The sequence below is a fragment of the Massilia sp. GCM10023247 genome (assembly GCF_042653325.1).
Lineage (GTDB): Bacteria > Pseudomonadota > Gammaproteobacteria > Burkholderiales > Burkholderiaceae_D > Telluria.
This window is the reverse complement of record NZ_JBHSIB010000009.1, coordinates 117,992-132,942: the sequence shown is the minus strand read 5'-3', so window position 1 is coordinate 132,942 and position 14,951 is coordinate 117,992. Positions and strand designations below refer to the sequence as shown.

Here is a 14,951-nt window from a genome sequence, read left to right as displayed (position 1 = left end):
GATGCGTATGCCATTTCCTATTGACCACCAAAACTACTCCTTACTGATTGAAAATTGTTCGATTGGGGCTGCCGTGCGCAAGGCCGGCAGCTCCGGTTCCAGGCCGGGGTCCGCTTCGGCCAGCTTGCGGCGCGCCGGAAAACCGGCGATCCGGCGCCCGGCGCGCCTGGCCAGCGTCGCCAGTGCCCAGGCCCACAGCAGCGGATCGAGCACGGCATCCCACAGGTTGCCGGTGGGCAGGCGCAGCAGCGTGAACAGCAGCAGCGCGCCCAGCAGGGCCAGGTTCTGGCGTCCGCCGCGCCCGCGCAGCAGCGCCAGCGCGCACCCGGCGATCGCGGCCAGCGCCACGGCCGGCGCCCCGAACGGGCCGAAACCGGCGTAGTAATAACCCTGCGACAGCCAGCCGATGGCGTCGAGATAGAGCGCGGCACCGGCGATCGCAATCGCCGCCGCCGCCGACAGCGGCATGAAGTCGCCCGCCGCCCTGCCCTGCCAGCGCGCATGCAGGCCGAGCAGACACAAGCCCAGCAGCATGCCGCTCGGGTACTGGAACGCCAACCCCAGCCAGTAAGCGGGCGAGGCCTCGCCGGGCAAGGCCATCAGCAGCGCAAGCACGGCCAGCACGGCGCCGAAGGCTGGACGCGGCAGGCGCCTTGCCGCCGGCCACAGCGCGACCAGCATGGCTGCGATGACGACACCCCAGGCCAGCCGGCCATAGGCAATTTGCCACGCGAGATCCGGCAAGCTCATCAGATGCTTTCTCCTGTCTGGATACGGTAGGCGCGGTAGGCGATGGCCTGGCGCTGGTGGGTGTAGGTGATGTGCAGCTGGTCGCCGACCTGGTGCATGGTCGGGTAAGAGAATTCGTCGCCGGCCTTGCCGCTGGCAATGTCGTCGACGGTGCGCCAGGCGTGGCCGTCCTTCGAGATCGACAGGCGCAGGATACTGCGCGAAGAGCCGCCCGGGACCACGTGGTTGTGCAGCATCAGGAGTTCGCCGCTGGCGAGGCGGATCGCGGCCAGCGAGGTGCTGTGGTTCGGCAGGTCGAGCGCCGGCAGGTCTTCCCAGCTGGCGCCGCCATCGCGGCTCAAGGCATGCTGCACCCGCTGCTCGTCGCTGGCGTCGCGCATCCAGGCCCGCACTTCGGTGCCCGACATCGGCACGATGGCCGGCTGCAGCGTCGACATGCGCTCGCCGATGCGGCCCAGGCGCGCCGGTTCGCCGTCGCCGTCGAAGGCCATCAGCATCGGATACTTGATGCCCAGCTCGAAATACACGGGCAGCCACCAGCCGCCATCGGCGAGGCCGACCGGAGAAGAGCGCACCAGCACGCTGGTATTGAACAGCGGCGAGAGCGGCAGCACCCGGCGCACCTCGAAATGGACGCCGGCGTCCTGCGACACCATGTGCACCACGCGCGAGGCTGCCCAGCCGCCGAGGCCGGTGGCGACGACATACAGGTGCACCTTGCCGTCGAGCGCAGTCCAGGTCACCGGGTTGCCGATCCGGCGCACGCCAAAGCCCAGCATCTTGCCGAGCGATTCGCGGCTCGCCACTTCCCAGGGCGCGCTCCATTTGCCGTTGGTCGAACGGGATGCATAGACCTTGACGTCGGGCCCGCTCTCGCGGCTGCCGGCCCACCAGAACGCCAGCATCCCGCCCGGCACCGTCGCCAGGGTGCTCGCATGGGCCGAGGGCGTATCCGGCGGCATCGGAATGAGCGATTGCGTCATGTCGGTCAGGCGGGCCTGGCCGCCCGCGGCCGCCGCCATGCTCAGTGCCGAGGGCGCCGGGGCGGCGCGCGTCCAGCGCAGCGTCTCGGCGCCGAACGCGGCGAGCACGACCAGGGCGCAGGCGGCTGCGGTGTACTTGTGCTTGTTATGCTGGGAGGGGGGCGAGGCTGGGGAACGCTGCATGAATTCCTGAATAGCGGCAAGGGGCGAGCCGTTGATTTCACCCTGCGGGAAACTTCCGCAATGCCAATTTTTACCAGACGAAACATCGATTCTATCCCGAACTGCTGGGCAAGTGCGCGTAAATACAGGCGTTTTCGGCGCCAATCGGCGCATTTATCGGGAGTATGATGACGGGATGCCAAGCCACATCCGGCCATCCTGATCATTCACGCCATGGGAGACACATGACTCAACAAGGATCACTCACGCCAGCGTCCCTGGCGGCGCTGCGCAATCGTTTCGAGGAACAGTCGCGCAAGGCGCAGGCCTACTACACGGTCATGCACGCGGCGCGCGCCAGCCTGGGAAATGACGACGCGGCCAGCGCCTGGATGGGCGAGCCGCTGGCCGCGCTCGGCGGCAAGACGCCGGCCGAGCTGGTGGGCGCCGGCCGCGCGCAAGAGGTGCTGGACAGCATCCGGAACGCGCAGCCCGGAATGCCGACCTGACAGGAAGCTTTACTGAGAACCTGTCCCGCCGGGTTCCTAGCGCAGGTGGGCGATCTCGACCGAACCCTGTTCGTCGAAGACCGGGCAGGCTTCGGCCAGGCGCACGGCGTCGTTGAAATCGGCGGCGGCGATGATCGCATAGCCGGACAAGGCGCTGCTGCTCAGCTTGGGGCCGATCAGGCGGCTCGGCACCTCGACGCTGCCGTGGCTCAAGGCGCCGCGGTCGAGCAGCGCCGGGCCGAGGCTGTCGAACCAGGCATTCCAGTGTTCGGGATGGTGGCGCGGTCCCTCCTCTTCCCCGACGGTTGCGCCTCGAAAAACGATCAGAAATCTGTCCATGCCGGCTCCTCCGGGGTTGAATTTTGCATGCGGCAATACGCCAGTCCCTACCTTAAACCAAGCGCCTCAGCGGCGACGCACGCTATCCGGACAATGCGGTCCGCTTCGAGCGGAAATTGCATGTCGAGCAGGAACAAACGGTTTTACGGTCAGTCCAATTTCCGGTCCTGCCCAGGGCAACCATGCCGACAGGAAAATAGTGTCTGGAATTTGGCACGTCGTTTCCCTGGCAACTCCGATTTGGTGTGTGGCGCTCGCCGCGCCCATGCGACGGGCATAAGATGAAGACCGGCCAGCCAGCCGGCGCCATGATCGGCGGCATCGGACTGTCGTACGGCGTCTTCTGACAGGGTTTCCACTTTGCGCGCGTCACTGGTCCGGCGCTGGTCCGGCGATGGTCCGGCGATGGTCCGGCGATGGTCCGGATTACCTACACGGAGAGAACATCATGCACTTCCCGCCCCCTTCGCTTCTGCTCCATCAGCCAGCCCCAGGATTCCCTGTCTTGCTGTCGCGTTTGCTGATGGGGGCGGCGCTCGCCGCCGCCGCACTGGCGCTGGCGCCCGCAGTCCATGCGCAACAGCAGCCGGCGCAGCAACAGACCGGGCAAACGGCCCGGTCCGCGTTCCCCGCCCCCTCGGCCGCCCTGCTGCGCGACCTGGAAGCCGTCTACAAGGACATCCACGCCAACCCGGAACTGGCGATGCACGAAACCCGGACCGCGAAAATCGCGGCCGACTGGCTGCGCAAGCAGGGCTTCGAGGTGACGGAGCAGGTCGGCAAAACGGGAGTCGTCGGCATCCTGCGCAACGGCGAAGGCCAGACCGTGCTGCTGCGCGCCGACATGGACGCGCTGCCGATGAAGGAAGACACCGGCCTGCCATATGCCAGCAAGAAGATGACGCAGGACGATGCCGGCTCCGAGACCGCGGTCGCGCATTCCTGCGGGCACGACATGCACGTCACCTGGCTGATGGGGGTGGCGCGGATGCTGGCCGAGAACCGCAAGAACTGGCGCGGCACCGTCATGGCCGTGTTCCAGCCGGCCGAGGAAACGGGCGCCGGCGCGCGCGCCATGGTCGAGGACGGCATGGTCAAGCGCTTCCCGAAGCCGGCCGTGGTGATGGGACAGCATGTGTTGCCCCTGCGCGCCGGCACCATCGGCACCCGGGTCGGATTGATGCTGTCGCAGTCCGACAGCCTGCAGGTCAAGCTCTTCGGCCGCGGCGGGCACGGTTCCTCCCCGGAAAAAACGATCGACCCGGTCGTGATGGCCGCCGCCTCCGTGATGCGCCTGCAAACCATCGTGTCGCGCGAGGTCGGCATCAACGAGGGGGCGGTCGTCACCGTCGGTGCGATGCAGGCGGGCAGCAGCGCCAACATCATCCCGGACGACGCCTCGCTGCACCTGAACATCCGCACCTACGACGACGCGGTGCGCAAGACCGTGCTCGATTCGATCAGGCGCATCATCACCGCGGAAGCGAACGCCTCGAATGCACCGAAGCCGCCGCAATTCACCGAGCTGGGCCGTTTCCCGCCGACCTACAACGACAAGGTCGCGACGCCCAAGGTGGTGGCGGCGCTCAAGGGCCAGTTCGGCAGCGACAAGGTCACCGAGATCGTGCCGGCCTCGGCCAGCGAGGATTTCACCTGGTTCGCGCAGGCCTGGAACGTGCCGTCCGTGTATTGGGCAGTCGGCGGCACCGACCCCAAGCTGTATGACCGCCTCCAGAAGGAGGGCAAGACCAACGAGATTCCCTCGAATCACTCTCCGCAATTTGCGCCCGTTATCTCGCCGACCCTGCGCATGGGCGTGGAGGCGATGCTGGCGGCCGCCAGCCCCTGGCTGGCGCCATGAGCCGGATCGGGCGGCAGGCCGACGAAGCAAGGAACACCTTGCGCGGGTCCCGGCCAGGCCCTTGTTGAGCACAGCGCCATCATGTCGACGCGCAAGCCGGCCGTGCGCTCCAGGGGCCGGCCGGCGAGCCGCGCGCCCACGCCCATCCCTGTTTCGCGGCGCACGCGCAACAGGCTCGCCGCACTGGCCCTGGCTGCGCTGCTGGTGCTGGTCTGGCAAGTGCCGAGCCTGCTCAAATTCCTGCTGGGCGGCTCCGCGCTGGCGATCGTGCTGTCGTTTCCGACCAGGCTGCTGTCGCGGGTCATGCCGCGCGGGCTGGCCATCGGTTTGTCATTTGTCTTGCTGGCCGCGCTGGCCGTCACGGCCTTCATCGGCGTGGTACCGATCCTGCTCGATCAGCTGGGGGCCCTGGTCAATGCGATTCCCGGGATTGCCGAACGTATCGGCAAACAACTGCCGAGACTGATCGAGCGCTCCGGTGCGCAAGACTTGCTGCCGCTCCCCGTCAACGAGTATCTCGACAATGCCAGGCGCGACCTGCTGGCCGCGATACAGGACCTGGCGCGCCGCCTGCTCGGTGCCATCCTGCCCTTCGTCGCCGGTGCGGTCGGTGGCGCGATGTCCTTGTTCGGGTTCATCTTCATCGCCGTCTACCTGCTGGCCGACGCCCGCAAACTCGAGCACTGGGTATTGCGGGTCGCTCCCCACCGCTACCGGCATGACGTACGCGACCTGTGGAATGGCTTCAGCTTTACGCTGTCGCGCTATCTCGGCGGGCTGGCCGTGTCGCTGGGCGTGCAGGGCGCGCTGTCGGCGGCGGTCCTGTCGGCGCTGGGCGTGCCGTATGCCCTGCTGCTGGGCGCATGGGTGGCGCTGACGGCGCTGATCCCCTACCTCGGGGCCTGGGTCGGGGCGATTCCGGCGGTGCTGCTGGCACTCTCGATCTCGCTGCAGACGGCGCTGCTTACCGCCGTGCTGTTCCTGTTCATCCAGCTATTGGAAAGCAATATCCTGACGCCGCGCCTGCAAGGCAGGGCCCTGCACGTGCATCCGGTGATCGTGTTTCTGGCGGTGGTGCTGGGGGGAGAACTGGCGGGGCTGGCCGGCATCGTGTTTGCGGTGCCGGTGCTGGCGGTGGTGCACGTCCTGTTCCAGTTCTTCCGGGCGCGCATCCAGGTGGCGGCGCCCGCCGGCGAGTGAAGTCAGGCCGGCTCTTCCGGCGCCTGGGTCATGCGCACGAACATCGGCGCCACCAGCAGGCCCAGCTCGAACAGCAGGCACATCGGGATGGCCAGCGCCAGCTGGCTGACCACGTCCGGCGGCGTGACGATGGCCGCGATCACGAAGGCGCCGACGATGACATACGGGCGCACTTCCTTGAGCTTGTCGATGCTGACGATCCCCATGCGCACCAGGATCACCACCACCACCGGCACCTCGAAGGTGGCGCCGAAGGCCAGGCACATCGACATGACGAAATCGAGGTAGTTTTCGATGTCGGGCATCACCGCGATGGACGAGGGCGCAAATGCCGCGATGAAGTGGAACACGCGCCCGAACACGAGGAAGTAGCAGAAGGCGACGCCGCCGATGAACAGCAGCGAGGACGAGATCACGAGCGGCAGCACCAGGCGCTTTTCGTGGGCGTACAGGCCGGGCGCAACGAAGGCCCACAACTGGTAGAACACCCAGGGCAGCGCGACAATGAGCGCCAGCATCAGCGTGACCTTCATCGGCACCAGGAAAGGCGAGACGACGCCGGTCGCGATCATCTTCGCGCCCACCGGCAAGGACCGCAGCATCGGGTCGGCAAGGTAGTCGTACACTTCCTTCGGTCCCGGCCAGATCATCAGCGCGATGCAGACGACGGCCACCCCGATGATCGCTTTGACCAGGCGGTCGCGCAGTTCGACGAGGTGGGAGATGAAGGTTTCTTCGACTGGCGCTTCGTCGGTCATCTAGATCTAGAAAAAGGAAGAGTTGGATTTCACGCCGGGGCGGAATTTGCGCACGCGGGCGGCACCCGAGAGCACCCGGGTCTTGCCGCCGTGGCGGTGCTTGTACCACGCAGGAATGGCCGACGAACGCACCAGCTTCTTGCGGCGGAAGTCGCGCGCCTTGCGTTCGAGGTCGCCGGTGCTGGCGGCGGGGCTCGGGATGCCCGGCTGGATGTCGCCGTGCCAGGCCGATTCGACTTCCTTGAGGCTGCTCGAGAGGTGGTGCTCGACGTCGGACTGGAACTCGGTCGCGGTGTCGTGCACTTCCTTGGACAGGTTGCGCAATTCGTCGAGCTCGATTTCGCGGCTGACCTCGGACTTGACCTCGTGCAGGTAGCGCTGGGCGCGGCCGTACAGGGTGCCGGCCATGCGCGCCACCTTCGGCAGCTTTTCAGGGCCGATCACGATCAAGGCCACCACACCGATGATGGCGATCTTCGACAGTCCCAGGTCGATCATGGCGCGATTGTCAACTTATCGGGATTACGAACGGTGCTTTTCGCGGGTTTCGACGTCGATGGTCGATTTATCCGCTACCTGCTGGGTCGGCTGGGACGGCGAAGCCGGATTGGCGGCGCTCTTTTCTTCCTCGCCCTTGACCCCATCCTTGAAACCTTTGACGGCCTTGCCGATGTCCGAACCGACATTGCCCAGCTTCTTGGTGCCAAACAGCAACACCACCACGACCAGCACGATTACCCAGTGCCAAATGCTCATCGAACCCATGATTATCTCCTCGGTGGGCGCAGGCGCCCGAAATCAGTGAAGCTTACCGTACCAGTATAAGCGATGCAGCGCATCCGTGGCCGGTTCAAGATGTTGTCAAATGGTATCAGGCGCTCGTTACCCTCAAAGGGCGCCTGACACGCGTCCGGGGGCTCTGAGTGCGGGGCACTCGGAGCAAGGCGCAGCGTCGAAGACAGTACGCCTTGTACGGCAAGACGCTGCAACGCAGCCATGGGCGCGTGTCAGGTGCCCAGGCCGCGCCAGGGGCGGGGGCCGCCATACATGTGCAGGTGCAGGTGATACACCTCCTGCCCGCCGTTCGGCCCGGTATTGATCAGGGTTTTGAAACCGCCGCTGCGCTTGCCTTCGGCATCGGTCGTCATGCCGACACCGTGCTCGGCCGCCAGCTTCGGCGCCAGCGCCAGCATCTTGCCCAGCACCGCGGTATGCTCCTCGCTCACGTCCGACAGCGTGCTCACGTGTTGCTTCGGAATCACCAGCAAGTGCACCGGCGCGGCCGGGTTGATGTCCTTGAAGGCGAGCAGGTCCTCGTCTTCGAAGACGACCGCGGCCGGGATCTGTTTGGCGACGATCTTGCAGAAAATACAGTTATCCATGTTGTCTCCAGAATGGGTTGCCGTGGCACCGAGTCCCGCCATGCGATCTGTTCATCTTAGCGGCGTACGATGACGCCAGCATGACGCTACGCTTCCTTGCGCGCCGCTTTTTCTTCCAGCCCCGACATGCCTTCGCGCCGCGCCAGTTCGTCCAGCACCTGCTGCGGGCTCAGGCCGAAGCTGGCCAGCATGACGAGCGAATGGAACCACAGGTCGGCGCATTCGTACAGCACCTTCGCGCTATCGCCGGAGATGCGCGCATCCTTGGCGGCCAGCACGGTCTCGGTGGCTTCTTCCCCGATTTTTTTCAGGATCGCGTCGTCGCCCTTGGCGAACAGTTTTGCGACATACGAGGTGGCCGGGTCGCCGCCGTTTTCGAGCTTACGCGATTCGATGATGTCGGCCAGGCGGGCCAGGGTCGTGCTCATGGGGTCTTCTTTGCGCTTGTCTTGGGATTCGTATAGATCGTGTCGGGGTCCTGCAGCACCGGCTCGACCGCCTGCCAGTCCTCGCCGTCGAACTTCTGGAAGAAGCAGGAATGGCGCCCGGTATGGCAGGCGATGCCGCCCGCCTGCTCGATTTTCAGCAGCACCACGTCCTCGTCGCAGTCGAGGCGCAGTTCCAGCACCTTCTGGGTGTGCCCCGATTCCTCGCCCTTGTGCCAGAGTTTTTTACGGGAACGGCTCCAGTACACGGCCTCGCCCGTCTCGACGGTGCGCGCCAGGGCGTCGCGGTTCATCCAGGCGAACATCAAAATTTCGCCCGTGGCCGCTTCCTGGGCGATGACCGGCACCAGGCCGTGCTCGTCCCAGCGTACCTTTTTCAGCCATTTGGCGTTGGCCGCCGCCTGCGTGGTGATGGTGTTTGGCATGTCAGTCCAGTCGCATCGGGATGCCACGCTCGGCCATGAAGCGTTTTGCCTCGCCGACCGTGTGCTGCCCGTAGTGGAAGATGGAGGCCGCCAGCACCGCGTCGGCATGCCCCTCGAGTACGCCGTCGGCCAGGTCTTGCAGGCCGCCGACGCCGCCCGAGGCGATCACCGAGATCCCGACCGCATCCGACACGGCGCGCGTCAGGCCGAGGTCGAAACCGGATTTGGTGCCGTCGCGGTCCATGCTGGTCAGCAGCAGTTCGCCGGCGCCCAGCTGTTCGAGTTGTTTGGCCCACGCCACCGCGTCGAGCCCGGTGGCGTTGCGCCCGCCATGGGTAAACACTTCCCATTTGCCGGGCGCCGTCTGCTTGGCGTCGATCGCGACCACGATGCACTGGGCGCCGTGCTTTTGCGAGGCCTCGAAGACGAGCTGCGGGTTCTGGACGGCCGAGGTGTTCATGCTGACCTTGTCGGCGCCCGCGTTGAGCAGGCGCCGCACGTCCTCGACGCGGCGCACGCCGCCGCCGACGGTCAAGGGGATGAACACGGTCGACGCCACCGCCTCGATGATCGGCAGGATCAGGTCGCGGCCGTCGCTCGATGCCGTGATGTCGAGGAAGGTGATCTCGTCGGCGCCTTGCCCGTCATAACGGCGCGCGATCTCGACCGGGTCGCCGGCGTCGCGCAGTTCGGTGAAGTTGACGCCCTTGACGACCCGGCCGCCGGTGACGTCGAGGCAGGGGATGATGCGTTTTGCCAGCATAAATTGTCGTCCGCCCTCAGGCTTCTTCGCCCTCGGTCAGTTCGTCGGCGCGCAGCTGGGCCGAGGTCAGGTCGAGCGTGCCCTCGTAGATCGAGCGGCCGCAGATGACCCCTTCGATGCCTTCGTCCTGCACCGCGCACAGCGCCTCGACGTCGGCCAGGTTGTGCAGGCCGCCGGAAGCGATGATCGGGATGCGCACCGCTTGCGCCAGGCGCACCGTCGCTTCGATGTTGACGCCGCCCATCATGCCGTCGCGGCCGATGTCGGTGTAGATGATCGATTCGACGCCGTAGCCCTCGAATTTCTGGGCCAGGTCGATCACTTCGTGGCCGCTCATCTTGCTCCAGCCGTCGGTGGCCACTTTACCGTCCTTGGCATCGAGGCCGACGATGATGGAACCCGGGAAGGCGCCGCAGGCGTCGTGCAGGAAGCCCGGGTTCTTCACGGCGGCGGTGCCGACGATGATGTAGCTGATGCCGTCGTCCAGGTAGCGCTCGATGGTGTCGAGGTCGCGGATGCCGCCGCCCAGCTGGACCGGAATCTCGTCGATGCCGTTTTCTTCGGCAAATTCCTGGACGACCTGGATGATCGACTTGATTGCCGGCTCGTTCTTCGGCTTACCCGCGAACGCGCCGTTCAGGTCGACCAGGTGCAGGCGGCGCGCGCCCTTTTTCAGCCAATGCAGTGCCATTTCGGCGGGGTCTTCGGAGAAGACGGTGGCGAGGTCCATATCGCCTTGTTTCAGGCGAACGCAGTGACCGTCTTTGAGGTCGATGGCGGGGATCAGCAGCATGGTCGTAGTCGGTTAGGTGACGGTGGGGTGAACACGGCAGCGTTCACGGATTCCAGTGGATGAAGTTGTGGTACAGGCGCAGCCCGGCGGCCGCGCTTTTCTCGGGGTGGAACTGGGTAGCGACGATGTTCCCGTGCGCGACGGCGCAGCAGAACGGCGCGCCGTAATCGGTTTCGCCGATGGTGTTGTCGCGCTCGCCGGGCACCGCGTAGTAGCTGTGCACGAAATAGAAATAGGCGCCGTCCTCGATGCCGTCCCACAGCGGGTGGGCACGGGTCTGGCGTACGCGGTTCCAGCCCATCTGCGGCACCTTGAAGCGCGAGCCGTCGGGCTGGACTTTTCCATCCAGCTGGAAGCGCACCACCTTGCCGGGCAACAAGCCCAAGCCGGGGGTATCGCCCTCCTCGCTCGATTCGAACAGCATCTGCTCGCCGACGCACACGCCCAGCATCGGCCGGGTTCTTGCCGCGCGCAGCAGGGCTTCCTCGACGCCGGAGGCGCGCAGGCTGGCCATGCAGTCGCGCATGGCGCCCTGGCCGGGCAGCACGATGCGGTCGGCCGCTTCGACGTCGGCTACCTCGCCGGAAATGATCACGTCGGCTTCCGGTGCCGCAGCGCGCAGGGCCTGGGCCACCGAACGCAGGTTGCCCATGCCATAGTCAACCACAACAATCTTGTTCGTCATGGCGTTACAGGCTGCCTTTGGTCGAAGGAATGATGCCGGCGGCGCGCTCGTCGAGCGTGGTGGCCATGCGCAGCGCGCGCCCGAACGCTTTAAATACGGTCTCGCACTGGTGGTGCGCGTTCACGCCGCGCAGGTTGTCGATGTGCAAAGTTACGCCGGCGTGGTTGACGAAGCCGCGGAAGAATTCGCCGGTCAGGTCGACGTCGAAGGTGCCGATCATGGCACGGGTCCAGGGGATGTGCATTTCCAGGCCCGGGCGGCCGGAGAAATCGATCACCACGCGCGACAGCGCTTCGTCGAGCGGCACATAGGCATGGCCATAGCGGGTCATGCCCTTCTTGTCGCCGACGGCCTTGGCGATGGCCATGCCGAGCGTGATGCCGGTGTCCTCGACCGTGTGGTGGGCGTCGATGTGCAGGTCACCCACGGCCTCGACTTCCAGGTCGATCATGCCGTGGCGCGCGATCTGGTCGAGCATGTGGTCGAGGAAAGGGACGCCGGTGTTGAGTTTCTGGCGGCCGGTACCGTCGAGGTTGAGCGAGACGCGGACCTGGGTCTCGTTGGTGTTGCGGGTGATGTCTGCGGTGCGGGTCATGGATAAAACTCGTGGAAACTCGTCGGCCTCAGGCGCCGAGGGCGGCCTTCAGGCCGTTCAGGAAGGCGGAATTTTCTTCCGGCGTGCTGACCGTGACACGGATGCAATTGGCCAGCATGGGATGCATTTTACTCAAATTTTTGATCAGCACCTTCTCGGAGCGGAGTTTCTCGCAGACGGCGACGGCGTCGGGCACGCGCAACAGGATGAAATTCGCGCTCGAGGTAAAGACTTCGACTCCCGGCAGCGCCGCCAGTTCGGCCGACAGGGTCGCGCGCTCGGCGTTGATGCTGGCGGCCTGGGCGTCGAGCACCTCGACGTGGTCGAGCACGAACTCGGCCGCCACCTGGGTCAGCACGTTGACATTATAGGGCGGACGCACCTTCTCGAATTCGGCCAGCAGCTCGGGCGCGGCCGTCATGTAACCGAGGCGGATGCCGGCCAGCCCGAGTTTCGAGACGGTGCGCATCACGACCAGGTTCTCGAAGTCCTGGAGCCGGTCCATGAAGGTTTCGCGGGCGAACGGCTGATACGCTTCGTCCAGCACGGCGATACCGGTGTCGCCCAGCGCGCGCAGGATGGCTTCGATGTCCTCCACCGCGAACAGGTTGCCAGTCGGGTTGTTCGGATAGGCCAGGAACACTACCGCCGGCCGGTGCAGGGCAATCGCGGCCAGCATCGCTTCCATGTCGAGCGAGAAGTCCGGCTTCAGCTTGACGCCGACGAAATCGGCGCCCGCGAACTGGGCCGAGCGCGCATACATGACGAAGGCGGGCACCGGCGCCAGCACGGTGACGCGCCGCTTCTGGTTCGCGACCGTGGTCGTGACGATCTGGATCAGCTCGTCCGAGCCGTTGCCGAGCAAGACCTCGTAGCCGGCCGGGATGCCCAGTTTGCTGCGCACCTTGTCCTTGAGCGTGGCATAGGTGCCCACCGGATAGCGGTTGAGCACGGCGTCGGCCAGGCGCTGGCCCAGCTCCACGCGCAGCTCCTGCGGCAATTCATACGGGTTTTCCATCGCATCGAGCTTGATGAAGCCGCTCGCGTCCGGCACCACATAGGCGCTGATGGCGCGAATGTCTTCGCGGATGACGTTGGCGATCAGGTTGTCGATGAAGCTCATGCTTCCTCCTCGGTGGGGCTGGGGCTGGCGCTGGCGGCGCGGATGGCCGCTTTCGCCTCGCGCGCAATGCTCTTGCGTTGTTTGATGGTGAGTGCCGGCGTCGGCGCGGCCAGGCGCGCGTCGATGATGGCGCAGTAGTCGGGATTGAGTTCGAAACCGCAGAACCGGCGTCCGGTGTTGCGCGCGGCAATGGCGGTGGTGCCGCTGCCCATGAACGGGTCGAGCACGATGCCGCCCGGCGGACAGGACGCCTTGATCATGCGCTCGATGATCTCGAGCGGCTTCTGGGTCGGATGGTCGGCGCGCTCCGGGTGCTCGCGGTGCAGGCGCGATACGCTCCACACATCCTTCGGGTTGTACCCGATCTCGAGCCACTTCGCGCCGACGAAGATCGAGCGCGAACGCGCCTTCTTGGTCGCGGCGTCATAGGGGATGCGCACCGCGTCGAGGTCGAAATAATAATCCTTGCGCCTGACGAAGAATCCGATGGTGTCGTGCACCGAGGAGAAGCTGCGCACGCTGCCGCCCATCGAGGGCACGCGCCGGTCCCAGATGATCTCGTTCATCATCGTCATGCGCCGTTTCAGCATGACGAAAATCTCGGGGGCGAAGCGCCAGGTGAGGAAAATGTACAGGCTGCCGTTGGGTTTGAGCTTGGGCAGCGCGGCGTCGATCCACTCCTCGGTCCAGGCGAGATAGGCTTCGACGCTTTGCTGGTCGGAGCCGTTGCCGTAGTCCTTGCCGAGGTTGTAGGGCGGGTCGGTCAGGATCAGGTCGATGGAAGCATCCGGGATGCGCGCCAGGCCAGCCAGCGCGTCCTCGCAGAAGACCTGGTCGACCCAGTCCGTCATGGCTGCTTGAGCGGAACGGGGTTGAGCCGCAACTCTGCGCTGCGCGCGTGCGCCTGCAGGCCTTCGCCATAGGCCAGTTCGGCCGCCACTTTACCGAGCGTCTGGGCGCCCGCTTCGCTCACCTGGATGAGCGACGAGCGTTTTTGAAAATCGTAGACGCCCAGCGGCGACGAGAAGCGCGCCGTGCGCGAGGTCGGCAGCACGTGGTTCGGGCCGCAGCAATAGTCGCCCAGCGATTCCGACGAAAAACGGCCGAGGAACATGGCGCCGGCGTGGCGGATCCGGTCGGCCCACTGCCCAGGATTCTCGGCCGAGATCTCGAGGTGCTCGGCGGCGATGTCGTTGGCGATCGCGCAGGCCTCTTCCATGTCGCGCACTTTCACCAGGGCGCCGCGGTCGCTCAGCGAAGTGGTGATCGTGGCCGCGCGCGGCATCGTCGGCAGCAGCTTGTGGATGCTCGCTTCGACCCGGGCGATGTAGTCGGCGTCGGGGCACAGCAAAATCGCCTGCGCCAGCTCGTCGTGCTCGGCCTGCGAGAACAGGTCCATCGCCACCCAGTCCGGGTCGGTCGTGCCGTCGCACAGCACCAGGATCTCGGAGGGACCGGCGATCATGTCGATGCCGACCGTGCCGAACACGCGGCGCTTGGCGGCGGCGACATAGGCGTTGCCGGGGCCGACGATCTTGTCGACGGCGGGAATCGTCTCGGTGCCGTAGGCCAGCGCGGCAACCGCTTGCGCGCCGCCGATGGTGATCACGCGCGTGACACCGGCGATCGCGGCGGCGGCCAGCACCATCTGGTTTTTCACGCCATCCGGGGTCGGCACCACCATCACGATGTCCTTGACGCCCGCGACCTTGGCCGGAATCGCGTTCATCAGCACCGACGACGGATAGGCGGCCTTGCCGCCCGGGACATAGATGCCGACCCGGTCCAGCGGCGTGACGCGCTGGCCCAGCACCGTGCCGTCGGGCTCGGTGTACGTAAAACCGTTCAGTTCCTGCTTCTGGCGCTCGTGGAACACGCGGATGCGCTCGGCGGCGGTCTGCAGCGCGGCACGCTGCGCCGCGGGCAGCGCAGCGAGGGCGGCGTCGAGTTCGTCCTGGGCCAGGTCGAAGGCAGCCATGCCGGCCGCATTGACGCGGTCGAAACGGTTGGTGTATTCCAGCACCGCGGCGTCGCCGCGCGCCTTGACGTCCGCGAGGATCTGCGCGACGGCGGACTCGATCGCATCGTCGGTCGCGGCCTCGAAGGCCAGCAGCGCATGCAGCTGCTGCGTAAAACCGTCGTCGGTGGAGTCGATTTTGCGGATCTGTACTGCCATG

Annotated in this window: 19 protein-coding genes; 3 read left to right on the top strand and 16 right to left on the bottom strand. The window is 65.9% G+C overall.

Annotated elements, in window-relative coordinates; all coding sequences use genetic code 11:
- Window positions 1-33 precede the first annotated feature (33 nt).
- Both ACFPAH_RS08530 and ACFPAH_RS08525 read right to left on the bottom strand, forming a co-directional pair.
- A complete protein-coding gene (locus ACFPAH_RS08530; RefSeq protein ID WP_379743622.1) occupies window positions 34-750 on the bottom strand; it encodes a hypothetical protein in 717 nt (238 codons plus the stop codon).
- Window positions 750-1,916, bottom strand: coding sequence for a sialidase family protein (locus tag ACFPAH_RS08525; RefSeq protein WP_379743619.1), 1,167 nt, complete (start codon window positions 1,914-1,916; stop codon window positions 750-752). Before ACFPAH_RS08525 ends, ACFPAH_RS08530 begins: the two co-directional genes overlap by 1 nt.
- 224 nt (window positions 1,917-2,140) lie before the next feature.
- On the opposite strand from ACFPAH_RS08525, the gene ACFPAH_RS08520 reads away from it, so the two are divergent.
- On the top strand, window positions 2,141-2,404 hold the full coding sequence (locus ACFPAH_RS08520) for an MbcA/ParS/Xre antitoxin family protein (protein ID WP_379743616.1): 264 nt from the start codon (window positions 2,141-2,143) through the stop codon (window positions 2,402-2,404).
- A gap of 36 nt (window positions 2,405-2,440) precedes the next feature.
- Here the strand turns inward: ACFPAH_RS08520 and ACFPAH_RS08515 are convergent, their stop codons facing one another.
- Complete coding sequence (locus ACFPAH_RS08515; protein ID WP_379743613.1) at window positions 2,441-2,743, bottom strand: hypothetical protein; 303 nt, start codon at window positions 2,741-2,743, stop codon at window positions 2,441-2,443.
- Window positions 2,744-3,248: 505 nt separating this feature from the next.
- On the opposite strand from ACFPAH_RS08515, the gene ACFPAH_RS08510 reads away from it, so the two are divergent.
- Window positions 3,249-4,604 carry a M20 family metallopeptidase gene (locus ACFPAH_RS08510; RefSeq protein ID WP_379743610.1) on the top strand — a complete coding sequence of 452 codons (1,356 nt, stop codon included), beginning with the start codon at window positions 3,249-3,251 and terminating at the stop codon, window positions 4,602-4,604.
- A gap of 81 nt (window positions 4,605-4,685) precedes the next feature.
- Window positions 4,686-5,804, top strand: coding sequence for an AI-2E family transporter (locus tag ACFPAH_RS08505; protein ID WP_379743607.1), 1,119 nt, complete (start codon window positions 4,686-4,688; stop codon window positions 5,802-5,804).
- 2 nt (window positions 5,805-5,806) lie between these two features.
- On the opposite strand, the gene tatC is transcribed toward ACFPAH_RS08505, so the two are convergent.
- From tatC to hisD, 13 genes are all read right to left on the bottom strand, one after another.
- Window positions 5,807-6,562, bottom strand: a complete 756-nt coding sequence (gene tatC / locus ACFPAH_RS08500; protein WP_379743604.1) for a twin-arginine translocase subunit TatC — start codon at window positions 6,560-6,562, stop codon at window positions 5,807-5,809.
- Between the two features lie 6 nt (window positions 6,563-6,568).
- Window positions 6,569-7,060, bottom strand: a complete 492-nt coding sequence (gene tatB / locus ACFPAH_RS08495) for a Sec-independent protein translocase protein TatB (RefSeq protein ID WP_379743601.1) — start codon at window positions 7,058-7,060, stop codon at window positions 6,569-6,571.
- Between the two features lie 24 nt (window positions 7,061-7,084).
- Window positions 7,085-7,327, bottom strand: coding sequence for a Sec-independent protein translocase subunit TatA (gene tatA, locus ACFPAH_RS08490; RefSeq protein ID WP_379743598.1), 243 nt, complete (start codon window positions 7,325-7,327; stop codon window positions 7,085-7,087).
- Window positions 7,328-7,569: 242 nt separating this feature from the next.
- Entirely contained in the window at window positions 7,570-7,944 is a 375-nt protein-coding gene (locus tag ACFPAH_RS08485) for a histidine triad nucleotide-binding protein (RefSeq protein WP_379743595.1), read from the bottom strand.
- An 86-nt stretch (window positions 7,945-8,030) separates the two neighbouring features.
- Complete coding sequence (locus tag ACFPAH_RS08480; protein ID WP_379743592.1) at window positions 8,031-8,372, bottom strand: phosphoribosyl-ATP diphosphatase; 342 nt, start codon at window positions 8,370-8,372, stop codon at window positions 8,031-8,033.
- Window positions 8,369-8,815 carry a phosphoribosyl-AMP cyclohydrolase gene (gene hisI, locus ACFPAH_RS08475; RefSeq protein WP_379743589.1) on the bottom strand — a complete coding sequence of 149 codons (447 nt, stop codon included), beginning with the start codon at window positions 8,813-8,815 and terminating at the stop codon, window positions 8,369-8,371. Before hisI ends, ACFPAH_RS08480 begins: the two co-directional genes overlap by 4 nt.
- A 1-nt stretch (window position 8,816) precedes the next feature.
- A complete protein-coding gene (gene hisF / locus ACFPAH_RS08470; protein ID WP_379743586.1) occupies window positions 8,817-9,578 on the bottom strand; it encodes an imidazole glycerol phosphate synthase subunit HisF in 762 nt (253 codons plus the stop codon).
- Window positions 9,579-9,594: 16 nt separating this feature from the next.
- The gene (gene hisA, locus ACFPAH_RS08465; RefSeq protein WP_379743583.1) at window positions 9,595-10,371 is read right to left on the bottom strand and encodes a 1-(5-phosphoribosyl)-5-[(5-phosphoribosylamino)methylideneamino]imidazole-4-carboxamide isomerase; all 777 of its coding nucleotides are present in this window, start codon (window positions 10,369-10,371) and stop codon (window positions 9,595-9,597) included.
- A gap of 43 nt (window positions 10,372-10,414) precedes the next feature.
- Entirely contained in the window at window positions 10,415-11,056 is a 642-nt protein-coding gene (gene hisH, locus ACFPAH_RS08460; RefSeq protein ID WP_379743580.1) for an imidazole glycerol phosphate synthase subunit HisH, read from the bottom strand.
- A 4-nt stretch (window positions 11,057-11,060) separates the two neighbouring features.
- Window positions 11,061-11,651 carry an imidazoleglycerol-phosphate dehydratase HisB gene (gene hisB / locus ACFPAH_RS08455; protein ID WP_379743577.1) on the bottom strand — a complete coding sequence of 197 codons (591 nt, stop codon included), beginning with the start codon at window positions 11,649-11,651 and terminating at the stop codon, window positions 11,061-11,063.
- A gap of 28 nt (window positions 11,652-11,679) precedes the next feature.
- Window positions 11,680-12,774 (bottom strand): histidinol-phosphate transaminase, encoded by a 1,095-nt coding sequence (gene hisC, locus ACFPAH_RS08450; RefSeq protein WP_379743574.1) that lies wholly within the window; start codon window positions 12,772-12,774, stop codon window positions 11,680-11,682.
- Window positions 12,771-13,625 carry a DNA-methyltransferase gene (locus tag ACFPAH_RS08445; RefSeq protein ID WP_379743571.1) on the bottom strand — a complete coding sequence of 285 codons (855 nt, stop codon included), beginning with the start codon at window positions 13,623-13,625 and terminating at the stop codon, window positions 12,771-12,773. The genes hisC and ACFPAH_RS08445 overlap by 4 nt, the downstream gene beginning before the upstream one ends.
- On the bottom strand, window positions 13,622-14,950 hold the full coding sequence (gene hisD, locus ACFPAH_RS08440; RefSeq protein ID WP_379743568.1) for a histidinol dehydrogenase: 1,329 nt from the start codon (window positions 14,948-14,950) through the stop codon (window positions 13,622-13,624). Before hisD ends, ACFPAH_RS08445 begins: the two co-directional genes overlap by 4 nt.
- Between the last annotated feature and the right edge of the window lies 1 nt (window position 14,951).

Bases quoted from the DNA above. Each gene is read 5' to 3' on its own strand.
- ACFPAH_RS08530 (WP_379743622.1), bottom strand. From the start codon at position 750: ATGAGCTTGCCGGATCTCGCGTGGCAAATTGCCTATGGCCGGCTGGCC.
- ACFPAH_RS08525 (WP_379743619.1), bottom strand. From the start codon at position 1,916: ATGCAGCGTTCCCCAGCCTCGCCCCCCTCCCAGCATAACAAGCACAAG.
- ACFPAH_RS08520 (WP_379743616.1), top strand. From the start codon at position 2,141: ATGACTCAACAAGGATCACTCACGCCAGCGTCCCTGGCGGCGCTGCGC.
- ACFPAH_RS08515 (WP_379743613.1), bottom strand. From the start codon at position 2,743: ATGGACAGATTTCTGATCGTTTTTCGAGGCGCAACCGTCGGGGAAGAG.
- ACFPAH_RS08505 (WP_379743607.1), top strand. From the start codon at position 4,686: ATGTCGACGCGCAAGCCGGCCGTGCGCTCCAGGGGCCGGCCGGCGAGC.
- tatC (WP_379743604.1), bottom strand. From the start codon at position 6,562: ATGACCGACGAAGCGCCAGTCGAAGAAACCTTCATCTCCCACCTCGTC.
- tatB (WP_379743601.1), bottom strand. From the start codon at position 7,060: ATGATCGACCTGGGACTGTCGAAGATCGCCATCATCGGTGTGGTGGCC.
- tatA (WP_379743598.1), bottom strand. From the start codon at position 7,327: ATGGGTTCGATGAGCATTTGGCACTGGGTAATCGTGCTGGTCGTGGTG.
- ACFPAH_RS08485 (WP_379743595.1), bottom strand. From the start codon at position 7,944: ATGGATAACTGTATTTTCTGCAAGATCGTCGCCAAACAGATCCCGGCC.
- ACFPAH_RS08480 (WP_379743592.1), bottom strand. From the start codon at position 8,372: ATGAGCACGACCCTGGCCCGCCTGGCCGACATCATCGAATCGCGTAAG.
- hisI (WP_379743589.1), bottom strand. From the start codon at position 8,815: ATGCCAAACACCATCACCACGCAGGCGGCGGCCAACGCCAAATGGCTG.
- hisF (WP_379743586.1), bottom strand. From the start codon at position 9,578: ATGCTGGCAAAACGCATCATCCCCTGCCTCGACGTCACCGGCGGCCGG.
- hisA (WP_379743583.1), bottom strand. From the start codon at position 10,371: ATGCTGCTGATCCCCGCCATCGACCTCAAAGACGGTCACTGCGTTCGC.
- hisH (WP_379743580.1), bottom strand. From the start codon at position 11,056: ATGACGAACAAGATTGTTGTGGTTGACTATGGCATGGGCAACCTGCGT.
- hisB (WP_379743577.1), bottom strand. From the start codon at position 11,651: ATGACCCGCACCGCAGACATCACCCGCAACACCAACGAGACCCAGGTC.
- hisC (WP_379743574.1), bottom strand. From the start codon at position 12,774: ATGAGCTTCATCGACAACCTGATCGCCAACGTCATCCGCGAAGACATT.
- ACFPAH_RS08445 (WP_379743571.1), bottom strand. From the start codon at position 13,625: ATGACGGACTGGGTCGACCAGGTCTTCTGCGAGGACGCGCTGGCTGGC.
- hisD (WP_379743568.1), bottom strand. From the start codon at position 14,950: ATGGCAGTACAGATCCGCAAAATCGACTCCACCGACGACGGTTTTACG.